Origin of the sequence: Mycobacterium sp. pV006 (assembly GCF_041287115.1) — a bacterium.
Lineage (GTDB): Bacteria > Actinomycetota > Actinomycetes > Mycobacteriales > Mycobacteriaceae > Mycobacterium.
In genome coordinates, this window is sequence record NZ_JBGGKT010000001.1 from 290,266 (window position 1) to 311,267 (window position 21,002).

Below are 21,002 nucleotides of genomic sequence, written 5' to 3' on the forward strand. Positions count from 1 at the left end.
CTCGTAGGTGATGGTCGAAAAACGTGCCCTTCGTTCCCGATTCCCCACGTTGGGCAATCAGCTGTTCGCTCTCGCCGCCGGCACCACCACCTCGGTGGAGCTGGTCCGCCGGTCGCTCGACGCGATCGAGGCGAGCCAGCCCAGCCTCAACGCGTTCCGGGTGGTCCTCACCGAGTCGGCGCTGGCCGACGCCGCAGCGGCCGACCGGCGACGCCAGGCCGGTGGGGATCTGTCCCGCCTGCCCCTGCTGGGTGTTCCGATCGCGGTCAAGGACGACGTCGACGTCGCCGGGGTGCCGACCCGCTTCGGCACCGACGCCGATCCGGCGCCGGCGGCGGCCGACGCGGAGGTGGTGCGTCGCCTGCGCGCAGCCGGGGCGGTGATCGTCGGCAAGACCAACACGTGCGAGCTCGGCCAGTGGCCGTTCACCAGCGGCCCCGGTTTCGGACACACGCGCAACCCGTGGTCCTCCGACCACACCCCAGGCGGGTCCTCCGGCGGCAGCGCGGCCGCGGTCGCCGCCGGCCTGGTGGCCGCGGCGATCGGCTCCGACGGCGCGGGCAGCGTCCGGATCCCGGCGGCGTGGACGCATCTGGTGGGCATCAAGCCCCAGCGCGGCCGGATCTCGACCTGGCCGCTGCCCGAGGCGTTCAACGGGATCACCGTCAACGGGGTGCTGGCGCGCACGGTCACCGATGCGGCGCTGGTTCTCGACGCGGCGTCGGGCAACGTGCCCGGCGATCTGCATCGGCCCGAGCCGGTGACGGTCTCCGACTACGTCTCCCGCGCGCCCGGTCCGCTGCGGATCGCGCTGTCGACGAAGTTCGCCTACAGCGTCTTCCGCACCACGCTGCATCCGGAGATCCGGGCCGCACTGCACGAGGTCGCCGGCCAGCTCGAGCAGCTCGGCCACACCGTCATCCACGCCGACCCCGACTATCACCTGCGCATGTCGTGGAACTTCCTGTCCCGGTCGACGTCGGGGATCCCGGAGTGGATGGACCGGATGGGTGCGAGCGTCCGCTGGGACCCGCGCACCCGGGCGAATGCGCGCACCGGACGACTGCTCTCCCAGCACGTGCTGCGCAAGGCCCGCGCCCACGAGAGCAAGACCGCACGCCGCATGGGATGGATCTTCAACATCGCCGACGTCGTGCTGGCCCCGACCACCGCGCTGCCGCCACCGAAGGTCGAGACGTTCGACCGGCTCGGCGGGCTGGCAACCGACCGGACGATGATCCGCGCCTGTCCCGCGACGTGGCCGTGGAACCTGCTGGGCTGGCCGTCGATCAACGTGCCGGCCGGCTTCACCTCCGACGGTCTGCCGATCGGGGTGCAGCTGATGGGCCCGGCCGAGAGCGAACCGCTGCTGGTTTCGCTGGCCGCGGCGCTGGAGGCGATCAACGGCTGGGCACGCCATCACCCCGACCCGTGGTGGGACGACCGGCAAGCACCGAGCATCGCGAGTTCGAGTGCTCCGCCCTCGCTCGCCGATTCGAGTGCTCCGCCCTCGGCCAGAGACGAGGTCGCGTAACCTCCCCGCTGTGATCGCCAGCAAAACCGCGCGTCTGGTACCTGCCGCCGTGCTCCTCGGCGCTGTCGTCGCCACCGCGCCGAGCGCCCATGCCGACAACCGCCGTCTCAACGAGAGCGTCGTGGTCAACGTGTACACGGTGCAGCACCAGAACGGCTGCGAGACCGATATCAAGATCAACCCGAAGCTGCGCCTGGCGGCCCAGTGGCACACCAACGACGTCCTGCACAACCGGGCGCTCGACGGCGACATCGGGTCCGACGGTTCCACGGTGACCGACCGCGCCCGCAAGGCCGGTTACGACGGGGAGGTCGCCGAGACGGTCGCCGTCAACCCGGCGCTGGCGATCAGCGGCATCGAACTGATCAACCGGTGGTACCACCGGCCGGACTACTACGCGATCATGTCCGACTGTTCCAACATCGACATCGGTGTGTGGTCGGAGAACCTCATCGACCGCACCGTGGTGGTCGCGGTCTACGGCAAGGGTGACTCCGCGCCGCCGGTGCAGGTCCCCGGCCGGGAATTCGGCCGGCCGCCGGGCTGACACCCTCGTTCCCGAACTCCTCCCCCGCGGCGGCTCGCGCTTCTAAGCTCGTCCCGTGCGGTTCTCGTGGCCGCTGATCGGTCGCACCGACGAGTTGCGGCGCCTTGAGGCCGCACTCTCGAACCCCGGCGTGTCCGGGGTCGTGCTGTCCGGCTCGGCCGGCGTCGGCAAGAGTCGGTTGCTGAGCGAGATCCGCACCACCGCCGACGCGCGGGGATTCCTCACCCGCCTGGCGGTCGGCACGTCGTCGGCGCGCACCGTCCCGCTCGGCGCACTTGCCCCGTGGGCTTCGCCGCAGGCCTCGGACACCCTCTCGTCGGTGCGCGCCGTGACCGCGTCGCTGTGCGCCGCACCGCGAGGGGCCCGCGTACTCCTGTTGGTCGACGACGCGCACCTGCTCGATGAGCTGTCGATGTTCGTCCTGCACCAGATCGCGCTGCGCCGCGCCGCGACACTCGTCTTCACCGTGTTGGACGATGCGCCGATACCCGCTGCACTGCAAGACATCTGGAAGCTCGGCAGGTTCGACAACCTGCGGCTGGAACCCTTGCCGCGCGACGCGACCGCGGAACTGTCCGCGGCAGTCCTGGGCGGCGCCGTGGCAGCCGACACGGCCGACCGGCTGTGGCACCTGACCCGGGGCAATGCGCTGTACCTCAGAACCATCCTCGAACAGGAGGTCGACCAGGGGCGGATCGTCGAACAACACGGACGGTGGTGCTGGACCGCAGACCCGGTGTTGCCTCCCAGCCTGGTCGCCCTCATCGAGACCCGACTGAGCGATCAAACCGCGGATGTGGCGGCTGTGCTGGACGTCCTGGCCGTCGCGGAACCGCTGGCACTGTCGGTGCTCGAGCCCATCGCCGGACAGGCCGCCGTCGAGGACGCCGAAACCCGCGGCTGGATCGCAGTGACCGGAGACAACGCCGACCCACAGGTGTACCTGGCGCACCCCATCTACGGCGAGGTGCGTCGCCGTCGCTCGCCGACGACCACGCTGCGTCGGCTGCGCAGCGCGGTCGCACAGGCACTGGCCGCGGCCAGCAACAGCAACGAGATCCACGTGTTGGTGCGACGCGCCGCGCTGATCCTCGAGTCCGATCTGCCGATCGAACCGCAGCTGATGCTCGAAGCGGCACACGGCGCGGTCGGACTGGCCGACCTCGAGCTGGCGGCCCGGCTGGCCCATGCCGCCATCGCCGCGGGAGCCGGGGTGGAGGCGAACTTCGTTCACGCGCACGTTCTTTCGTGGCTCGGCCGGGGTGAGGATGCCGACGCCACACTCGCCGCCCTCGACCTCGACTCGTTGGACCCCGCCCCACGGGCCCGGCTGGTGTTTCTGCGTTCCAGCAACGCGCTGTGGGCGCTGGGCGATCCCGCGCGGGCCAAGTCCCTCGTCGACGCCGCTGCGCCGGAGGTGCCGCCGCCCCACCGCGGCTGCCTCGACGCGTTCCTCGCGGTGCACAGCTTCGCGACGAACCGACCCGCAGAGGTCACCCTCTGGGAGACAGCGGACCTGCAGGCGCTGCCGGCGACCGCCGGCGCAGAGACCGCGTGGGTGATGACGACGGTCCACGGCGATGCCGGACGAACCTCAGCCGCGGTCGCTTCCGCCGAGACCGGCTACCGCGCCGTCGCGGAGGCGGCCGAGCCCCCGCATGTCGGCTTCAACATCGCCGACTCCCACATGGCCGCGCTGTGGTTGGCCGGGGACGTCGACGGTGCGAGCAGGATCGCCGAACGAGTCCGGGCGCAGGCCGCCGACCTTCCGGGCGTGGCCCAACCGCTCGGCATCGCGATCGCCGGCCGAGCCGCACTGGCGCGTGGCGACATCGCGGCGGCGGTGACCCTCCTGGACCGCGCCGCCGCCGGACTCGACGACGCCCGCGCGCTGGGATGGGGGTATCGCTACGGCATCCCACGGGTGACGAGTCTGGCGATGCGCGGCGCCGTCGACGACGCCTCTGCCCTGCTGAACTCCCTGACCGAGACGGTGCGGCCGTTCCGGCCTCTGGACGACGAGATCGACATCGCGCGCGCCTGGATCTGCGCGGCAGGCGGAGGAATCTCGGCTGCCGTGTCGCTCCTGCTCGCGGCGGCCGACCGGGCGCGCGGCGTCGGACGGTTCGCGGTGGAGGTGCTGTGTCTGCAACTGGCGGTCCAGTTCGGCGACGACCGTCGCGCGCCCCGGTTGCGTGAACTGACGACGATCGTCGAGGGTGCACGCGCGGGACTGGCAGCCCGGTTCGCCGAAGCGCTCGGTGTCGGTGATGCCACGCAATTGGCCTCGGTGGCAGAGGGTTTCGAGGACGCCGGTGATCTCGTCGCGGCACTCGACGCCACCGCACACGCCGCCGCCGCCTACCGCAGGCAGGACCGACGCGGATCTGCGCTGAGTTGCGTCAGTCGCGCCGAGGAGCTCGCGGCCCGCTGTGGGGGCGTCAGCACACCGGCCCTGGTCCAAACCCGCGAACCGGTCCCGTTGACCAGCCGGGAACGCGAAATCGTGCTGCTCCTCGGCCGTGGGATGTCCAACCGCGGCATCGCCGAGCACCTGACGTTGTCCGTGCGCACGGTGGAAAGCCACATCTACCGTGCGATGTCCCGTTGCGGGGTCAACACCCGGGAGGAACTCGCCGCTGTGCTGCGGCCCCGGTCACAGTAGACCGGTCTTGGTTTTGCAGTGCTGGACTACTGCTTCGATCCCCGTGGGCCGGAGAGACGATCGAGCCGAAACATATCCCACGAGGAGGCCGCGAGATGTCCGCTCTGTCCATGCATCCGGTCGGCACACCGACCATTGCCCACCACCACTTCGTTGCCGTGCACGATGCCATGCACCGGTGGTCGCTGTCCCTGCACGCCGCATTCACCCGAACCGTGGACGACGACGCGCCTCGCGTGCCCCGGCACTACCCGGAGCGGCGGTCGGCGTTCATGGAAAGCGCCGCCATGCAACGCGAGATGTTCCGGTTGTGAACAACTTTCGGCGTCGGCCCGGCCAGGTCCTCAGACCAGCGCCGCCGCCCATTCAGGATCGTTGTCGAGGCCGAGCGCCTCGGCCGCAGCGCAGTATTGCGCCAACAGGTTCCGCGCGCCGGGCCGGTCGCCGCCGGCCCACGCCAACAAGGTGCGCATCCGCAACAGGGTGAGCCGAGGAATCGCCTCGCTCTCATCGACGTGGTTCGCCCATACCTCGGTCACCCGGCGGGCCTCGGCCAGATCTGCCGTCCGGCCACGCGTCAGCAGCGATTCCACCAGCGCCGAGGCGCCCCACAGTCCGTAGTACACACGACCGGCCCGCCCGAGTTCGTCGACGCCCGCGCGCATCGCCTCCAGAGACCGTTCCGCGTCGCCGCTGCGGAAGTTCTCCCATGCGGTCCACAGATCGGCGACGGTCGCGAGGAAGGTCGCGTCCTCGCGCACGAACATCTCGCGCGCCCGCGCCATCACCTGCAGTCCGCGTGCCCGACGCTCGACATCGCGACAGTTCAGCAATGCCACACCATGGGTGTAGGTGATGAGGGTGACACCGACGTTGCTGGACCCTTCGGCGGTCCGCACCCCCTCTTCGATCAGTTCGAGCGTCGCATCGTCGGTGGGCATCAACCCGTAGTGGATTGCGGCGCAGGACCAGGTGACGATGGCGGCGAACGAGGTCGGATCGCTGCGGCGGGCCATGTCGACAGCCGCATCGAGGTCGTCCTGCCAACCGGGGCGGCCCAGCCACAAACCCGCGGTCCCTCGCCATACCAGGGCTGCCGCCAGCGGTGACCCGAATCCGAACCCGGAACCCATGGCGGGGTCTCCCTCCGCCAGCTCGACGGCCGTCTGCGACAACCGCCATACTTCACGGAACTGCCCCAGGTCGAACCACGTGCAGATCGGCACGATCACCAGACCGACGGTCGCGGCGGAATCGCCGATCGATTCCAGGAGCGCCATCTGTTCGGACGCCAGGTGCGCGCCCTCGGACGATCTCCCGGTGTACATCAGCTCGGTCATCGGACCGGTCATCCCGATGGCCAGCGAGAACTTGTCACCTGCCTGCGCGCACAGCGCACGAAGTTCCTCGAACCGTCCCTGGCCTGCACGAAGGCCCTGCCATTCGGTCGCGCACAGCATCGTGCGCGGAGCGATGCGCAACGCGAGCGCGTCGGGATCCTCGTCGGGCACCTGGTCGGCGATCCGCCGGGCGCGTTCCCAGCTGATCCGGGCGGCGCCCAGATCGCGCCCGGCCGACCACGCCGCGGCTCGCATGTGCCAGCCGTAGGCGGACCGCGACTCGCCGGCTGCCTGCAGATGCTCGGCGATCAGGGAGGCCTCTTCGTCGACCGATTCCCCGGCGGCCTCTTCCAGCGCCGCGGCTACTCGGCGATGCCAGTCGGCCCGATCGGATTTCAACTGCGACTCGTAGGCCACTGTGCGGATCAACGGATGACAGAACGCGTATTCGGCGACGGGGGTGAACCGGACCTGATCGATCATGCCGACGCCACAGAGTTCGTCGAAGACGGGCTCGACGTCCAACGCGGCGAGCAGATCCGCACGGAAGCGGATGCCGATCACCGACGCCGCACTGAGCGTCCGTTTGGCCGGCGAACTCAGACGGTCGAGTCGCGCCTCGATGATCGCGTGCACCGTCGACGGAACCGTGACCTCCTCGATGTTCGTCGCGCAGACGAAGGCACCTGGCTGACCGCTCAATACTCCCCGCTGTACGAGCTCGCGGACCATCTCCTCGACGAAGAACGGGTTTCCCGCCGCCCGAGCGGCGATCGCTGCCGCCGGCTCGGCAACCGAGGGGTGCGACCCCAGAAGCTCGGTCAGCAGAGCCGCGACTTCTGAGTCATCCAGGGGCGCAAGCGAGATGCGCTGCGCTTCGCTGATCTCTGCCAGCCTGCCGGCATACTCCGGTCGCGCGGTGATCAACACAAGCGCCGGTGTGCGCGAGACGACGGCGAGGAATTCGGCGAGCATCTCCTCGCTGACCGAGTCGATCCAATGCACGTCTTCGACGATGCACAGCGCCGGTCGCGTGCGGGCCAGCGCAATCGTGTTGACCAGTCCCGTCAGCCGGCGCCGGCGCGCCTCCGGATCGATCGGCGGTCGGGCCACACCGGCCTCGGCGATGCCGAGCAGGTCTTCGAGCAGCAACAGATCGTGCTCATCGACGCATCGCGGCACACTTTCGCGCAGCCGCATTCTCGCGACCTGGCCCTCGCTGTCGGCGACCCCGCTGGTGGCCCGCAGCAGGTGCGCCACGGCGTGCAACGGCACCTTGACGGTGTGCGACTCGCAGAAGCTCCAGAACACCTCGACGCCGCGCGCCTGCGCCATGACCGCGGCCTCGCGGGCCACCCGGCTCTTGCCGATGCCGGGCGGTCCCCCGATCTGGACCACACCCCCGCGACCGGCGATGGCGCGGTCGAGCATCGCGTCGAGCACCGAGCACTCCCACCCCCGACCGACCAGACTCGCCTCCATCCGTCCGGAGGTGTGGCTTCGCGGGCGGATCGACAGTAGTTGCCGGGCTTCGACCGAGGCGTCGGCGCCTTTGATGCGCACCAGCTGCGGCTCGGACAGCACCACGACGGCCTCGACCTGCTGTGCGGTGGCTTCCGAGAGCATCACCCCTCCCGCCGGGGCCACCGATTCCATGCGCTGAGCAAACCCGACGGTCTCGCCGGTGGCCGTGTAGGCCAGCGGGGCCGTTCCGATGTCTCCGGCGATCACCTGCCCGGAGTTGAGGCCCACCCGCACACGCACTGTCACACCGTCGGTCTGTTGCACCTCCTCGGCGAATCGCCCGACCTCCCGCTGCATCTCCAGAGCGGCCAGGCAGGCCCGAAAGGCGTGGTCCTCCATGGCGACCGGCGCGCCGAACACCGCCATCACACCGTCACCGGTGTAGTCGACCTGACCTCCGCCATAGCGCGCCACCACAGCGGCGACCCTGCTCACCAGGGCGCCCATCACCTCGCGGTAGCGTTCCAGCTCCAGTGTCGCCGCCAGTTCCATCGAACGGACCACGTCGGCGAACAGCACGGTGACGAACTTGTATTCGGCGGGGTCACCGACAGAGTCCAGCGTGGCGCCGCACTCGTCACAGAACTTCGCGTTCGCCCTTGACCGAGTACCGCAGGATTGGCACCGCACGCTCATCGCAGGACCGCCGATCCCGGGGGTTGCGACTACCCCGGTGCGCTCACCCTACGGCGCATGGGGTTCGACCGGAAGGGTTCAGAACCCGAGCCGGCCCAACTGTTTGGGGTCGCGTTGCCAGTTCTTCGCGACCTTGACGCGCAGGTCGAGGAACACCTTGGTCCCGAGCAACTTCTCGATCTGGGTGCGGGCCGCGGTACCCACCTCGCGCAGACGCGCCCCGCCCTTGCCGATCACGATGCCCTTCTGCGAGTCGCGTTCCACGTAGAGGATGGCGCGCACGTCGATGAGATCGTCTCGGTCGGGGCGTTGTTCGACCTCGTCGATGACGACCGCCAGCGAATGGGGCAACTCGTCGCGGACGCCTTCCAGTGCGGCCTCGCGGATCAGCTCGGCCATGAGCACTTCTTCGGGTTCGTCGGTCAGCTCCCCGTCGGGATAGAACGCCGGTCCCGGCGGCAGCTGTGCCACCAGCACGTCGGTCAGCACGTCGAGCTGGGCGCCGGAGGTCGCCGAGACGGGAACGATGTCGGTGTCCGGGCCGACGAGTTCGCTGACCGCCACCAGTTGTTCAGCGACGCGCTCCTTGTTGACCTTGTCGATCTTGGTGACGATGGCGATCAACCTGGTGCGCGGCGCCACCGCACGGATCTGCTCGTGGATCCACCGGTCCCCCGGTCCGATCCGCTCGTCGGCCGGGATGCACAGGCCGATGACGTCGACCTCGGAGTAGGTGTCCTTGACCAGGTCGTTGAGACGTTGCCCGAGCAGGGTGCGCGGGCGGTGCAGACCGGGCGTGTCCACCAGCACGATCTGGAAGTCGTCACGGTGCACGATGCCGCGGATGGTGTGGCGGGTGGTCTGGGGCCGATTGGAGGTGATCGCGACCTTGGAACCGACCAGCGCATTGGTCAGCGTCGACTTGCCGGTGTTGGGCCGGCCGACGAAACACACGAAGCCCGAACGGAATTCGGTCACTGCACGGTACCCGCACGGTCGGTGACGATGACGGCGGCGGCGGCGGACAACTCGCGCACCGCGGCGACGCCGGGATCGTCGGGAGATCCGCCGACCAGCACCGCGGCTTCCACTCCGGTGGCGCCGCTGGACACCGCGGCGGCGACCGCGGCCTGCAGCGCGGTCAGGCGCAGCGCGTCGAGCGTGACCGGCGCCGCGGCGTAGGTGCGTCCATCGCAATCACGAACGGCCGCACCGCTTTCGGCGTCGGCTCGACCCATCGCGCCACGCGCCAGGACGACCAGCTTGGCGTCCTCTGCGTCGAGTTCACTCATCTATCGACCTCTTCGACGTCGGGTTCGGGTTCGACACGGCTGACCAGGACGGTGCCGATGCGCACGCGTCCGCGCGGGTCTGGTCCACCTTCGGCACGCAGCAGCAGGCCGTCCCACCGCACCTCCGCGCCGGGCAGCGGCACCCGACCCAACTCGAGGGCCAGCAGACCGCCCACCGTGTCGACATCGAGATCCTCGTCGAACTCCACGTCGTAGAGCTCACTGAGGTCCTCGATCGGCAGCCGCGACGACACCCGGTAGCGGCCGTCGCCGAGTTCCTCGACCGGGGCGACCTCGTCGACGTCGTACTCGTCGGCGATCTCGCCGACGATCTCCTCGAGCACGTCCTCGATGGTGACCAGGCCGGCAATCGCACCGTATTCGTCGACCAGCAGCACCATGTGTACGCGGTCCCGTTGCATGTCGCGCAGCAGTTCGTCGAGCGGTTTGGAGTCGGGCACGAAGGCCGCGGCCCGCATCACATCGGAGACCTTGGTGTCCCGTCCGCCGGTCGTCGAGTAGTACGTCCGCTGCACAAGATCCTTGAGGTAGACGACGCCGACGATGTCGTCGACGTTCTCGCCGATCACCGGGATCCGGGAGTGTCCGCTGCGCACCGCCAAAGACGTTGCTTGGCCGGCGGTTTTGTCACTTTCGATCCACACCATCTCGGTGCGCGGCACCATCACCTCGCGCGCGGCGGTGTCGCCGAGCTCGAACACGGATTGGATCATCCGGCGCTCGTCGTCGGCGACCACGCCGCGCTGCTGGGCCAGGTCGACCACCTCGCGCAGCTCGATCTCCGACGCGAACGGCCCGTTGCGGAACCCGCGGCCCGGGGTCAGCGCGTTGCCCAGCAGCACCAGCAGCCGGCTGACGGGAAGCAACAACACCGAGATCGCTTGCAGCGGAAGGGCGGTCAGCAGCGCGATGGTGTAGGCGTTCTGCCGGCCGAGGGTGCGGGGACCGACGCCGATCGCCACGAAGCTGACCACCACCATGATCGCGGCGGCGGCCACCAGACCCCACGTCACCCCGAGGTGGCCGTCGAGGTAGGCCGCCAGCAGCACCGTGGCGCTGACCTCGCAGGTGATGCGCAGCAACACGATCAGGTTGATGAAGCGCGGCCGTTCGCCCATCACCCGCGACAGACGCACCGCGCCGGGACGCTCGTCGCGGACCAGTTCCTCCACGCGTGCCATCGATACGGTGCTCAACGCGGCGTCGATCGCGGCGAACAGCCCGCCGAACGCGACCAGCACGATCGCGCTGATCAGCTGACCGGCGCCGGTCACCGCTGGTCGCCGTCGGACAGCTCGTCGAAGTACCGGGACTTGTCCAGCAGCAGGCGGTCGCGCTGCAGTTGCCGGTCTTTGTGGTAGGCCTCGACCTGCTCGGCCACCCACTCCTCGAGCAGCTGACGCTGCAGGGCGAACATCTCTTTTTCCTCGTCGGGCTCGGCGTGGTCGTAACCGAGCAGATGCAGCACGCCGTGCACGGTCAGCAGTGCCAGCTCCTGGCCCAGCGTGTGGCCGGCGTCGGCGGCCTGTTTGGCGGCGAACTCCGGGCACAAGACGATGTCGCCGAGCATGGACGGGCCGGGATCCGGTGCGTCCGGGCGGCCACCGGGCTCGAGCTCGTCCATCGGGAAGCTCATCACGTCGGTCGGCCCGGGCAGGTCCATCCAGCGCATGTGCAGATCTGCCATGGCCGCGGTGTCGAGCAGCACCATCGACAGTTCGGCACCCGGGTTGACGTCCATCTTGCGGATCACGAACTGCGCGACGCTGATGAGTTCCTCTTCGGAGACGTCGATGCCCGATTCGTTGGACACCTCGATGCTCATGCCCTACCGCCTCGGCCGACTGCCGGTGCTGCGTCGTTGCGCACGGTTCATCAGGGTCGGTTCCTCGGCTCTGGCGTAGGCGTCGACGATCTCGGAGACCAGCCGGTGGCGCACCACGTCGGCACTGGTGAGCTCCGCGAAGTGGATGTCGTCGACGTTGTCCAGAATCCGCATCGCCGCACGCAACCCGGACGTCGCCCCGCCGGGCAGATCCATCTGGGTGACGTCACCGGTGACGACGATCTTGGAGCCGAAGCCCAGCCGGGTGAGGAACATCTTCATCTGCTCGGCGGTGGTGTTCTGCGCCTCGTCGAGGATGATGAACGCATCGTTGAGGGTCCGGCCCCGCATATATGCCAGCGGAGCCACCTCGATCACCCCGGCGCTCATCAGCTTCGGGATCAGCTCGGGATCCATCATGTCGTGCAGCGCGTCGTAGAGCGGCCGCAGGTACGGGTCGATCTTCTCGCTCAGCGTGCCGGGCAGGAAGCCGAGCCGTTCGCCGGCCTCCACCGCGGGACGGGTCAGGATGATGCGGCTGACCTGCTTGCTCTGCAGCGCGCTGACGGCCTTGGCCATCGCGAGATACGTCTTGCCGGTGCCGGCCGGTCCGATGCCGAACACGATGGTGTGGGCGTCGATGGCGTCGACGTAGTGCTTCTGGTTCAGCGTCTTGGGCCGGATGGTCTTGCCACGACGCGACAGGATGTCGAGCGTGAGCACCTCGGCCGGTGACTGCTCGCCGGTGCCGGTCAGCATGGCGACGCTGTGTCGCACGGTGTCGGGCGTCAACGGCTGGCCGCTGGCCACGATCTCGATCAGCTCCGAGATCGCCCGTTCGGCCAGCGCGACGTCGGCGGGCTCGCCGACCAGGTTGATCGCGTTGCCGCGGGCGTGGATGTCGGCGGCGAGCAGGTCTTCCAACGCCCGCAGATTCTCGTCCGATGAGCCGAGCAGGCCTACGACGAGGTCGGGCGGAACTGTGAGGCTGCTGCGGACTGTCTGGCCAACGGTGTCCGAGCTTGCGTTCTCGCGGGGCGCCACGTGGTGCTTTCTGCCTGCTTCCTGGTTCGGCGACGGGAAAGCCCCAGTTTAGCCCTGCTCTGTCTGCGTGCCCAACGGTTGTGGTTGCGGGCGCTGACGCAGCGGGCGCTCACGGACCACCTGCGGCCACCAGAACCAGCGGCCCAGCAGGGTCGCGATCGACGGCATCATGAACGCGCGCACGACGAAGGTGTCGAACAGCAGGCCCAGACCGATCGTGGTGCCGACCTGGGCGATCACCCGCAGGTCGCTGACCACCATCGACGCCATGGTCAGCGCGAACACCACGCCGGCGACGGTGACGACGCTGCCGGTGCCGCCGATCGAGCGGATGATGCCGGTCTTGATGCCGGCGTGGATCTCCTCCTTGAACCGTGACACCAACAGCAGGTTGTAGTCCGAACCGACGGCGATCAGCGCGATGATCGACATCACCAGCACCATCCAGTGCAGTTCGACGCCGATGATGTGCTGCCAGATCAGCACTGACACACCGAACGACGCACCCAGCGACAGCGCCACGGTGCCCACGATGACGATCGCGGCGACCAGACTGCGCGTGAGCACCAGCATGATCATCAAGACCAGGCACAGCGCGGCCAGGATCGCGATCATCATGTCGTAGCGCGACCCGTCGGACATGTCCTTGAACGTGGCGGCGGTACCGCCGAGTTGGATCTTGGCGTCCTCGAGCGGGGTGCCCTTCAGCGCCTCGATCGCGGCGATCTTGATCGGTTCGACGCGGGCCAATGCTTCCGGGGTGGTCGGGTCCCCGCGGTGGGAGACCAGCAGCCGAACGGTCTTGCCGTCTGGCGAGAAGAAGCTCTCCATGGCGCGCTGGAAGTCCTTGTTCTCGAACACTTCCGGCGGCAGATAGAACGAGTCGTCGTTGCGGGCCTCGTCGAACGCCTTCCCCATCTCGGTCGAGTTCTGGCTCATCTCGTCCATCTGGTCGTAGAAGCCGCCCATGGTGGCGTACGTCGTCAGCATCATGTGACGCATGTTTTCCATGGTCTCGATCATCGGGGGGAACGACACCAGCATCTGCGGCAGCAGCACCCGCATCTGCTCCATGTTCACCAGCGTCTTGTCGAACGACTCGGTCATGGTGCTGATGCCGTCCATGGAGTCGAACAGCGACCGGAAGGACCAACACAGCGGGATGTTGTAGCAGTGCGGTTCCCAGTAGAAGTAGCTGCGGATCGGGCGGAACTGGTCGTCGAAGTTGGCGATCATGTCGCGGATCTGGTGCACCGTCGTCTGCAGTTCGGTGAAGTCGTCGATCATCACGAGGGTGACGTTCGACAGCTTCGTCATCAGGTCGTACAGGTGGCGCATGGTCCCGATGGTGCGGCCCAGATCTTCGGCCTGGACCTTCATGTCGGCCATGCGGTCCTTCATCAGCTTCATGTTCTGCTGCTGACCGACGCCCTGCATGCTGATCAGGAACGGGATCGAGGTGTTCTGGATCGGTGCGCCGTCCGGCCGGCTCGGCGCCATCACCCGGGCGACGCCCTCGACGGCGAAGACGCGCTTGGCGAGGCGGTCGAGGACCAGGAAGTCCGACGGGTTGCGCAGGTCGCGGTCGGACTCGACCAGCAGGATCTCCGGACTCATCCGCGACAGCGAGAAGTGCTCGGTGGCGGCCTGCAGCCCGGCGTTGGCCGGGATGGACTCCGGGACGTACTTGGTGTCGTCGTAGCTGGTCTGGTAGCCGGGCAGCGCCGCCAGCCCGATGAACGACAACGCCAGCGAGGCCACCAGGATGGGTCCGGGCCAGCGGACCACCGTGGTGCCGACCCGCCGCCAGGCGCGGATCCGCATGGCGCGCTTGGGTTCCAGCAGACCGAACCGGCTGCCGATGGACACCACCGCCGGGCCCAGCGTCAGCGCGACGGTCACCCCGGCGATGATGCCGACGGCGCACGGCACGCCCATGCTCTGGAAGTACGGCATCCGGGTGAACGACAGACAGAACATGGCGCCGGCGATGGTCAGACCGGAGCCCAGCACCACGTGCGCGGTGCCGCGGAACATCTCGTAGTAGGCCTCTTCGTGGGTGGCCCCCGAGGTGCGCGCCTCCTGGTAGCGGCCGACGAGGAAGATCGCGTAGTCGGTGCCGGCGGCCACGGCCAGCGAGATCAGCAGGTTGGTCGCGTACGTGGACAGCCCGATGATCTCGTAGTGCGCCAGCGCGGCGACGACACCGCGGGCCACCAGCAGCTGGGTCACCACGACGCCGAGCAGCAGCAGCACGGTGGACACCGAGCGGTAGAAGAACAGCAGCAGCACGATGATCACCACGAAGGTGACCAGCAGCACGAAGGCCATGCTGGTCTCGCCCGCGATGTTCACGTCGGCGATCAGCGGCGCCGGCCCGGTCACGTGCACCTTGATTCCGGGCGGCGGCGGTGAGTTGGCCACGATGTCGCGGACTGCCGCGACGGCCTCGTTGGACTCGGTCTCGCCCATGTTGCCGGCGAGGTTGAGCGTGGCGTAGGCGGCTCGGCCGTCGGAGCTCTGGGCGGCGGCCTCGGTGAGCGGGTCGCCCCACAGGTCCTGGATGTTGCGGACGTGTTCGGAGGCGGCGGTCAGCTCGGCGATCAAGCCGTCGTAGTACGCGTGTGCGTCGTCGCCGAGCGGTTGGTCGGTCTCGCTCTCCAGCACGATCAACGCGACGGAGTCCGAGTCGGACTCCTCGAACAGCCGGCCCATGTCGGCCATCGCCTGCATCGAGGGGGCGTTGCTCGGGCTCATCGACACCGAGTTCTTGGCCGCGACGACCTCCAGCTGCGGAACCAACACGTTCAGCGCGACGGCCAGCAGCACCCAGCCCAGCACGATCGGTAGCGCCAGACGCCGGATCCACAGCGGGAGCGGACGGGGTTCCCGCAATTCCAGGCGGGTGCCGGCAGCACGCATCAGGCGGCCTTGGTGAAGCAGTAGATGTAGGCGCTGACGTTGGAGATGGTGCGTTCGTCCTTGACCTCGTCGTCGGCGGTGATGCGGCAGCCGATGAAGTTGCCGTTGCCCTGGGCGACGATGTTGCCCGATATCGCCACGGCATCGGTTTCGATGTCGATCGACCACGGCAGGGGCACGCCGACCAGCTGGTTGGGATCGCCCTCGTCGTCGACGTAGTTGATGTCGGCCACCGCGCCGGGTTCACCCCAGATCTCGTAGCGCAGGATCTTCGGGTCGGACTTGTCGGAATCCTCGGTCATGCTTCCCGCGTAGGTCGGTAAAGGGTTGGCGGCGAACATGTTCCGCAGCCGCCACACTGCGAAGCCGCCGACGACGAGCACGATCACCAAGACGAGCGGTATCCACGCTCGGGTCAGACGGGTGAGAATCGGAGGTCCTTCGAGAGGGGCGCAGGCCTGGCTTGTGACGGGTAGAGGGAAGGCTAACCTATCTAACTTCTCGCGCGGCGACTACCCCCCGGGGGTTTCCGGTCGCCACCGTGGGGTCAGGACGCCGAGCGCGCCTAGAGCCACCGCAGCGGCGGTGGACGTCCGCAGCACGGACGGTCCCAGCCGCACCGCGACGGCGCCCGCGGCGGTCAGCGCCGACAGTTCCTCGTCGGTGATTCCGCCTTCCGGGCCGACGACGAGCGTCAGCGATCGCGCCTGCGCGGGCACCGCCTCGGCAAGGAACACGGTGGCCGATTCGTGCAGCACCAGCACCGCACCCTCCGCAGCGCGCGCCAGGTCCACCACATCCGGTGTTCCGAGGACGCCGTCGACGTCGGGTATGTGCGGCCGCCGGGACTGCCGCGCCGCCGAGCGGGCCACCGCGCGCCAGCGTCGCAGCCCTTTGTCGACCTTGGCCGCACCATCCCAGCGGGCCACGCACCGCGCGGCCTGCCAGGCCAGCACTGCGTCGGCTCCGGCCTCGGTCGCCAATTCGACCGCGAGTTCGGAGCGGTCCGACTTGGGCAGGGCCTGCACGACGGTGACCGTGGGGGTCGGGCGCGCGACGGATCGCCGATCGAGCACCCGCGCAGAGAGCGCACTCTTGGTGACGTCCTCGACGACGCAGTGCGCCACGATGCCGGCCCCGTCGGACAGGTCGAGATGTTCTCCGGACCGAATCCGGCGCACGGTGGACGCGTGGAAACCGGCCTCACCGTCGACGGCCGCCAACTCACCGACCTCGGGCACCGCGTCGATGTAGAACAGGTCGCGCACGCGACGGACCCGCTAGCGCCCGGTGAAGGTCTCGCGCAGCCGCGAGAACAGGCCTCCGCCGTGGGAGGAGTTGTTGCCCGATGCGTTGCGCACCGCCGCGGAGTCGCGGGTGCGTTCCCGGAAGGCCCGCAACAACTCGATGTCCTCGTGGTCCAGTCGCGTCGGGATCATCACGTCGATGTGCGCATGCAGGTTTCCGCGCACCCCGGACCGCAGGTGCGGCATACCGTGGCCGCGCAACGTGGTCACCGAGCCCGGCTGGGTGCCCGCGGCGATCTCGATCTCGATCGGTCCGTCGAGAATCGCGTCGACCGTCACCGTGGTACCGAGGGCGGCGTCGACCATCGGCACCGAGATGGTGCAGTGCAGGTCGTCGCCGTCGCGCACGAACACGTCGTGCGGCTTCTCGTGCACCTCGACGTAGAGGTCGCCGGCGGGTCCGCCGCCGGGACCCACCTCGCCCTGCGCGGCCAGTCGCACCCGCATGCCGTCGCCGACGCCGGCCGGGATCTTGACGCTGATCTCGCGCCGGGCCCGTACCCGGCCGTCGCCGGAGCAGCGATTACAGGGGTCGGGGATGACTTCGCCGACCCCGCCGCACACCGGGCACGGACGCGAGGTCATCACCTGACCGAGCAGCGAACGCTGCACCGTCTGGATCTCGCCGCGCCCACCGCAGGTGTCGCACGCCACCGGCGTCGAATTGCCGTTGGTGCCTTTGCCGTGGCACAGGTCGCACAGCACCGCGGTGTCGACGGTGACCTGCTTGGTGACGCCGGTTGCGCACTCCTCGAGGTCCAGCCGCATCCGCAGCAGGGAATCCGAGCCGGGTCGGACGCGCCCGACCGGACCGCGGGATGCGGTGCCGCCACCGAAGAACGCCTCGAACACGTCCCCGAGGCCGCCGAACCCGCCGAACCCGCCGGGCCCGGCCGCCGCGGACTCCAGCGGATCGCCGCCCATGTCGACGATGCGGCGCTTCTCCGGATCGCTGAGCACCTCGTAGGCGGCGCTGATCTCCTTGAACCGCGCCTGAGCCTCTTCGTCTGGGTTGACATCCGGATGCAGTTCGCGGGCCAGCTTGCGGTAGGCGCGCTTGATCTCCGTGTCGCTGGCGCCTCTGCTCACCCCGAGCAGCCCGTAGTAATCGCGTGCCACGCTGTACCTTTCCCACCCACTGACCGGCGACATTCCGCAACGGGTCAGCGGCTACCTAGAACCTCGCCAATATAGAGAGCAACTGCGGCGACATTGGCGATGGTTCCCGGATAGTCCATCCGGGTGGGACCCAACACACCCATGCCGCCGAACACCTTGCCCGAACTGCCGTACGCGGTGCTGACCACCGAGGCTCCGGCCATCTCCTCGGCTTCGGTCTCGTGGCCGATGCGCACGGTGACCTTACCCGCCTCCTGCTGTTTTGCCAGCAGCCGCAGCACCACGACCTGTTCCTCGAGCGCCTCGAGCACCGACCGCAACGATCCGCCGAAGTCGGCCGTGTTGTGGGTCAGGTTGGCGGTACCGCCGAGCAGCAGCCGCTCCTCGCTGTGCTCGACGAGCGTCTCCACCAGCACGGTGGCCGAGCGTCCGACCGCGTTGGCGAGCCCCCCGTGACCGTTGATCTGGGACGCCAGGTCGCTGACGGCGATCGACGCCGCCGACAGCGGTTTGCCCTCCAAGGCGGCGCCGAGAAGGTCCCGCAGCTGCCCGAGTTCGTGCTCGTCGAGCGGGTCACCGAGCTCCACGATGCGCTGATCCACCCGACCGGAGTCGGTGATCACCACCAGCAGCAGCCGCGCCGGCGTCAACGCGACCACCTCGAGGCGGCGCACCGTCGACGTCGACAACCTGGGGTACTGGACGATGGCGACCTGGCGGGTCAGCTGCGCAAGCAGGCGCACCGCGCGGCGCAGCACGTCGTCGAGGTCGACCCCGGACTCCAGGAACTGCAGGATCGCGCGACGCTCGGCGCTCGACATCGGCTTGACGTCGTCGAGACGGTCGACGAACTCTCGGTAGCCCTTCTCCGTGGGGACACGCCCCGAACTGGTGTGGGGTTGCGTGATGTACCCCTCGGCCTCGAGCACCGCCATGTCGTTGCGCACGGTCGCGCTGGACACCCCGAGGTTGTGCCGTTCGACGAGAGCCTTGGATCCGATGGGTTCCTTCGTAGCCACGAAATCAGCGACGATGGCTCGGAGGACCTCGAATCTGCGGTCGTCCGCGTTGCCCACTGGTCACCACCTTCCCTCACCACTTGCGACCCGACCATTTTACGAGGCCAGCGCAGGTACACGCGCTGACGCGTCGGTTAATCTTGCAGCGCTAAGTATTTACCGCGGCGGCACGGGGCAAACGAGGCACACATCGATGATCTTCAAGGGAGTCCGAGACGGCAGGCCCTACCCTGACCACGGCCTGACACACCGCCAGTGGGCGCAGATCCCGCCCCGACAGATCCGCCTCGACGAGCTCGTGATGACCACGACGGTGCTGGCGCTCGACCGGCTGCTGTCGGAGGACTCGACCTTCTACGGCGACCTCTTCCCGCACGCGGTGCGCTGGAGGGGCAACGTCTACCTCGAAGACGGTCTACACCGCGCCGTGCGCGCCGCGCTGCGCAATCGCACCGTCCTGCATGCGCGCGTCTTCGACATGGACGGGCCCCTTCCCCAACCGAGCTGACCGCTCGTCACGGGCGCACAGTAAATTTCACACGTGTCAAATTAACTTCGCTGACGAGTACACGACCGCGCGTCGTCGCAGTGCATCGGATTAGGTAAGGCAACCCTCTTGTGACTGAGGTAACCCTCAGCTAATCTCAGAGCGCTTTCACAGCCATTTCACAGCTATCAACCAGGAGACCCCGTGCACGCTGACGTCCGTACCGGCACCGCCGAGTGCGACCAATGGACCGATCGAGGGGCGCGCACGTCGCGCCTCAACAAGTTCGCGCTCGCCGGCGCAACTGTGGTGACCGCGAGCGCACTCGCCGTGGCGCCCGTGACGGTCACACCGTCGGTCACCGCGGTGCCCAACCCGCAGGTCGCCTCGGAGGTGGACCTCTCGGCCTTCGAGAACCCGCTGACACTGTGGGTGGAGACGATCTCCAACACGCTGATCACCACCGGCGGGTTGGGTCTCGACTTCGTCGAGCAGGTCACCGCACTCGGCGACACGCTGGGTACCCCGGCCCTGCAGCGCGAGTTCTTCACGTCGGTGTTCGGCACCATCGCCGATCCGGTCAACCTCTTCCGCCAGACGCTGTCGTTCCCGTCGACGTACGGAAGCCGCATCCTCGCAGCGCTGCAGTCCTCCGGGGGTGCGTCCAATGACGCGTTCTCGAAGTTGCCGGCCGTCCTGTCGACCTCGATCGGACATCTGCTGCGCGGCGAGTTCCTGCTCGCGTTCGGCGAGATCAACATGTGGTTCCTGACCGACGGACTCAGCGACGGCCGTGGCGCGCTGCTCGACGCGCTGCGCATCCCCGGTGACTTCCTGGAGTCCATCGGTCTGGATCCGCTGGCGCGCATCCTCGGTACCTCGTGGATGGACGAGGGCACCAACGGGCCCGGGTTCGGCGCCGGTCTGCTCTCGCGCGGTGTGATCGGAAACTTCGGCCGTGCGCTGCTGGCACCCGCGGTCACCGCGATCTTCCAGACCATGGAGATCCTCGACAGCGCGCGCGAGGCGCTGTTCTCCGGTGATCTGGTGACGCTGGCCAGCGAGGTGATCAACGCGCCCGCAAAGATCCTCAATGCGTTCCTCAACGGATACGTGCCGGCGTTCAAGAGCGACCCGGACCACCCGTACAACGTTCCGGGTGCCCCCGGCCAGAGCTTCCCGGGTCTGCTGTCCCCCACCGGCACGTTCGACTTCTTCTTCGTGCAGATCCCGCAGCAGATCGTCCGCGCGCTGAAAATGCAGAAGCCGGCCGAGGATCCGGCCCCGGCTGCCGAGGCGGCAGCCCGGGTCGCGCTGGCCGAGGCATCGGCCTCGCCGGCTGACGCGTCGGTCACCGACGGTGCCGATCTCGTGCCCGTCGACCTCGTCGCCGCGACCACCGGGTCGGCACCGGACGGTGAAGCGCCCGCGGTCACCGCAGAGGGCGAAGGCACCGGCGAGGAAGAGGCGCCCGAGGAGGTTCCGGCCGACGCGGCCCCGGCTGACGAGGTGCCCGCTCCCGAGGAGGAGGCGGACCTCGAGGAGGCCCCGGTCGCCGAGACGGAGGACACCGAGGCCACCGAGACCGAGGATGACGACGACGCCGCGGCATCGTCCGGCGGTGACACCGGCAGCAGCGGCGGCGAAGGCAACCGCGAGCGTCGCAACGGTGGTGACCGCAGCGACGGGTGACCTGACAGGTCAGTGAGACACAGCCTCG

At 68.6% G+C, this 21,002-nt stretch carries 17 protein-coding genes; 6 read left to right on the top strand and 11 right to left on the bottom strand.

Annotated elements, in window-relative coordinates:
- Nucleotides 1–10 precede the first annotated feature (10 nt).
- The 4 genes from ACAG25_RS01425 (at nucleotide 11) to ACAG25_RS01440 (ending at nucleotide 5,060) form a co-directional block, all read left to right on the top strand.
- Nucleotides 11–1,534, top strand: a complete 1,524-nt coding sequence (locus ACAG25_RS01425; protein ID WP_370486504.1) for an amidase — start codon at nucleotides 11–13, stop codon at nucleotides 1,532–1,534.
- Between the two features lie 13 nt (nucleotides 1,535–1,547).
- Nucleotides 1,548–2,081 carry a CAP domain-containing protein gene (locus ACAG25_RS01430; RefSeq protein ID WP_370486832.1) on the top strand — a complete coding sequence of 178 codons (534 nt, stop codon included), beginning with the start codon at nucleotides 1,548–1,550 and terminating at the stop codon, nucleotides 2,079–2,081.
- A gap of 55 nt (nucleotides 2,082–2,136) precedes the next feature.
- Nucleotides 2,137–4,746 carry a LuxR C-terminal-related transcriptional regulator gene (locus ACAG25_RS01435; RefSeq protein ID WP_370486505.1) on the top strand — a complete coding sequence of 870 codons (2,610 nt, stop codon included), beginning with the start codon at nucleotides 2,137–2,139 and terminating at the stop codon, nucleotides 4,744–4,746.
- Nucleotides 4,747–4,841: 95 nt separating this feature from the next.
- A complete protein-coding gene (locus ACAG25_RS01440) occupies nucleotides 4,842–5,060 on the top strand; it encodes a hypothetical protein (protein ID WP_370486506.1) in 219 nt (72 codons plus the stop codon).
- Nucleotides 5,061–5,090: 30 nt separating this feature from the next.
- Here ACAG25_RS01440 and ACAG25_RS01445 read toward each other — a convergent pair whose 3' ends face one another.
- From ACAG25_RS01445 to hrcA, 11 genes are all read right to left on the bottom strand, one after another.
- The gene (locus tag ACAG25_RS01445; RefSeq protein WP_370486507.1) at nucleotides 5,091–8,246 is read right to left on the bottom strand and encodes an adenylate/guanylate cyclase domain-containing protein; all 3,156 of its coding nucleotides are present in this window, start codon (nucleotides 8,244–8,246) and stop codon (nucleotides 5,091–5,093) included.
- Between the two features lie 78 nt (nucleotides 8,247–8,324).
- A complete protein-coding gene (era, locus tag ACAG25_RS01450) occupies nucleotides 8,325–9,224 on the bottom strand; it encodes a GTPase Era (protein WP_370486508.1) in 900 nt (299 codons plus the stop codon).
- A complete protein-coding gene (locus ACAG25_RS01455) occupies nucleotides 9,221–9,538 on the bottom strand; it encodes a cytidine deaminase (protein WP_370486509.1) in 318 nt (105 codons plus the stop codon). The genes era and ACAG25_RS01455 overlap by 4 nt, the downstream gene beginning before the upstream one ends.
- Nucleotides 9,535–10,833 (bottom strand): hemolysin family protein, encoded by a 1,299-nt coding sequence (locus ACAG25_RS01460; RefSeq protein WP_370486510.1) that lies wholly within the window; start codon nucleotides 10,831–10,833, stop codon nucleotides 9,535–9,537. Before ACAG25_RS01460 ends, ACAG25_RS01455 begins: the two co-directional genes overlap by 4 nt.
- Nucleotides 10,830–11,384, bottom strand: coding sequence for an rRNA maturation RNase YbeY (gene ybeY, locus ACAG25_RS01465; protein ID WP_370486511.1), 555 nt, complete (start codon nucleotides 11,382–11,384; stop codon nucleotides 10,830–10,832). Before ybeY ends, ACAG25_RS01460 begins: the two co-directional genes overlap by 4 nt.
- A gap of 3 nt (nucleotides 11,385–11,387) precedes the next feature.
- Nucleotides 11,388–12,428, bottom strand: a complete 1,041-nt coding sequence (locus tag ACAG25_RS01470; protein WP_370486512.1) for a PhoH family protein — start codon at nucleotides 12,426–12,428, stop codon at nucleotides 11,388–11,390.
- Between the two features lie 48 nt (nucleotides 12,429–12,476).
- Complete coding sequence (locus ACAG25_RS01475; protein ID WP_370486513.1) at nucleotides 12,477–15,350, bottom strand: RND family transporter; 2,874 nt, start codon at nucleotides 15,348–15,350, stop codon at nucleotides 12,477–12,479.
- Nucleotides 15,350–15,781 (bottom strand): MmpS family transport accessory protein, encoded by a 432-nt coding sequence (locus tag ACAG25_RS01480; protein ID WP_370486833.1) that lies wholly within the window; start codon nucleotides 15,779–15,781, stop codon nucleotides 15,350–15,352. The genes ACAG25_RS01475 and ACAG25_RS01480 overlap by 1 nt, the downstream gene beginning before the upstream one ends.
- Before the next feature lie 81 nt (nucleotides 15,782–15,862).
- Entirely contained in the window at nucleotides 15,863–16,618 is a 756-nt protein-coding gene (locus ACAG25_RS01485) for a 16S rRNA (uracil(1498)-N(3))-methyltransferase (RefSeq protein ID WP_370486514.1), read from the bottom strand.
- Between the two features lie 12 nt (nucleotides 16,619–16,630).
- Nucleotides 16,631–17,776 (bottom strand): molecular chaperone DnaJ, encoded by a 1,146-nt coding sequence (gene dnaJ / locus ACAG25_RS01490; protein WP_370486515.1) that lies wholly within the window; start codon nucleotides 17,774–17,776, stop codon nucleotides 16,631–16,633.
- Nucleotides 17,777–17,820: 44 nt separating this feature from the next.
- Nucleotides 17,821–18,852 (bottom strand): heat-inducible transcriptional repressor HrcA, encoded by a 1,032-nt coding sequence (hrcA, locus tag ACAG25_RS01495; RefSeq protein WP_370486516.1) that lies wholly within the window; start codon nucleotides 18,850–18,852, stop codon nucleotides 17,821–17,823.
- Nucleotides 18,853–18,988: 136 nt separating this feature from the next.
- On the opposite strand from hrcA, the gene ACAG25_RS01500 reads away from it, so the two are divergent.
- Together ACAG25_RS01500 and ACAG25_RS01505 are read left to right on the top strand one after the other, a co-directional pair.
- Nucleotides 18,989–19,303: a type II toxin-antitoxin system VapB family antitoxin gene (locus ACAG25_RS01500; protein ID WP_370486517.1), complete on the top strand. Its 315-nt coding sequence runs from the start codon at nucleotides 18,989–18,991 to the stop codon at nucleotides 19,301–19,303.
- 183 nt (nucleotides 19,304–19,486) lie between these two features.
- Complete coding sequence (locus ACAG25_RS01505; protein ID WP_370486518.1) at nucleotides 19,487–20,974, top strand: hypothetical protein; 1,488 nt, start codon at nucleotides 19,487–19,489, stop codon at nucleotides 20,972–20,974.
- Nucleotides 20,975–21,002 lie beyond the last annotated feature (28 nt).

Bases quoted from the DNA above. Each gene is read 5' to 3' on its own strand.
- ACAG25_RS01455 (WP_370486509.1), bottom strand. From the start codon at position 9,538: ATGAGTGAACTCGACGCAGAGGACGCCAAGCTGGTCGTCCTGGCGCGT.
- ACAG25_RS01445 (WP_370486507.1), bottom strand. From the start codon at position 8,246: ATGAGCGTGCGGTGCCAATCCTGCGGTACTCGGTCAAGGGCGAACGCG.
- ybeY (WP_370486511.1), bottom strand. From the start codon at position 11,384: ATGAGCATCGAGGTGTCCAACGAATCGGGCATCGACGTCTCCGAAGAG.
- ACAG25_RS01425 (WP_370486504.1), top strand. From the start codon at position 11: ATGGTCGAAAAACGTGCCCTTCGTTCCCGATTCCCCACGTTGGGCAAT.
- ACAG25_RS01440 (WP_370486506.1), top strand. From the start codon at position 4,842: ATGTCCGCTCTGTCCATGCATCCGGTCGGCACACCGACCATTGCCCAC.
- ACAG25_RS01475 (WP_370486513.1), bottom strand. From the start codon at position 15,350: ATGCGTGCTGCCGGCACCCGCCTGGAATTGCGGGAACCCCGTCCGCTC.
- ACAG25_RS01500 (WP_370486517.1), top strand. From the start codon at position 18,989: ATGATCTTCAAGGGAGTCCGAGACGGCAGGCCCTACCCTGACCACGGC.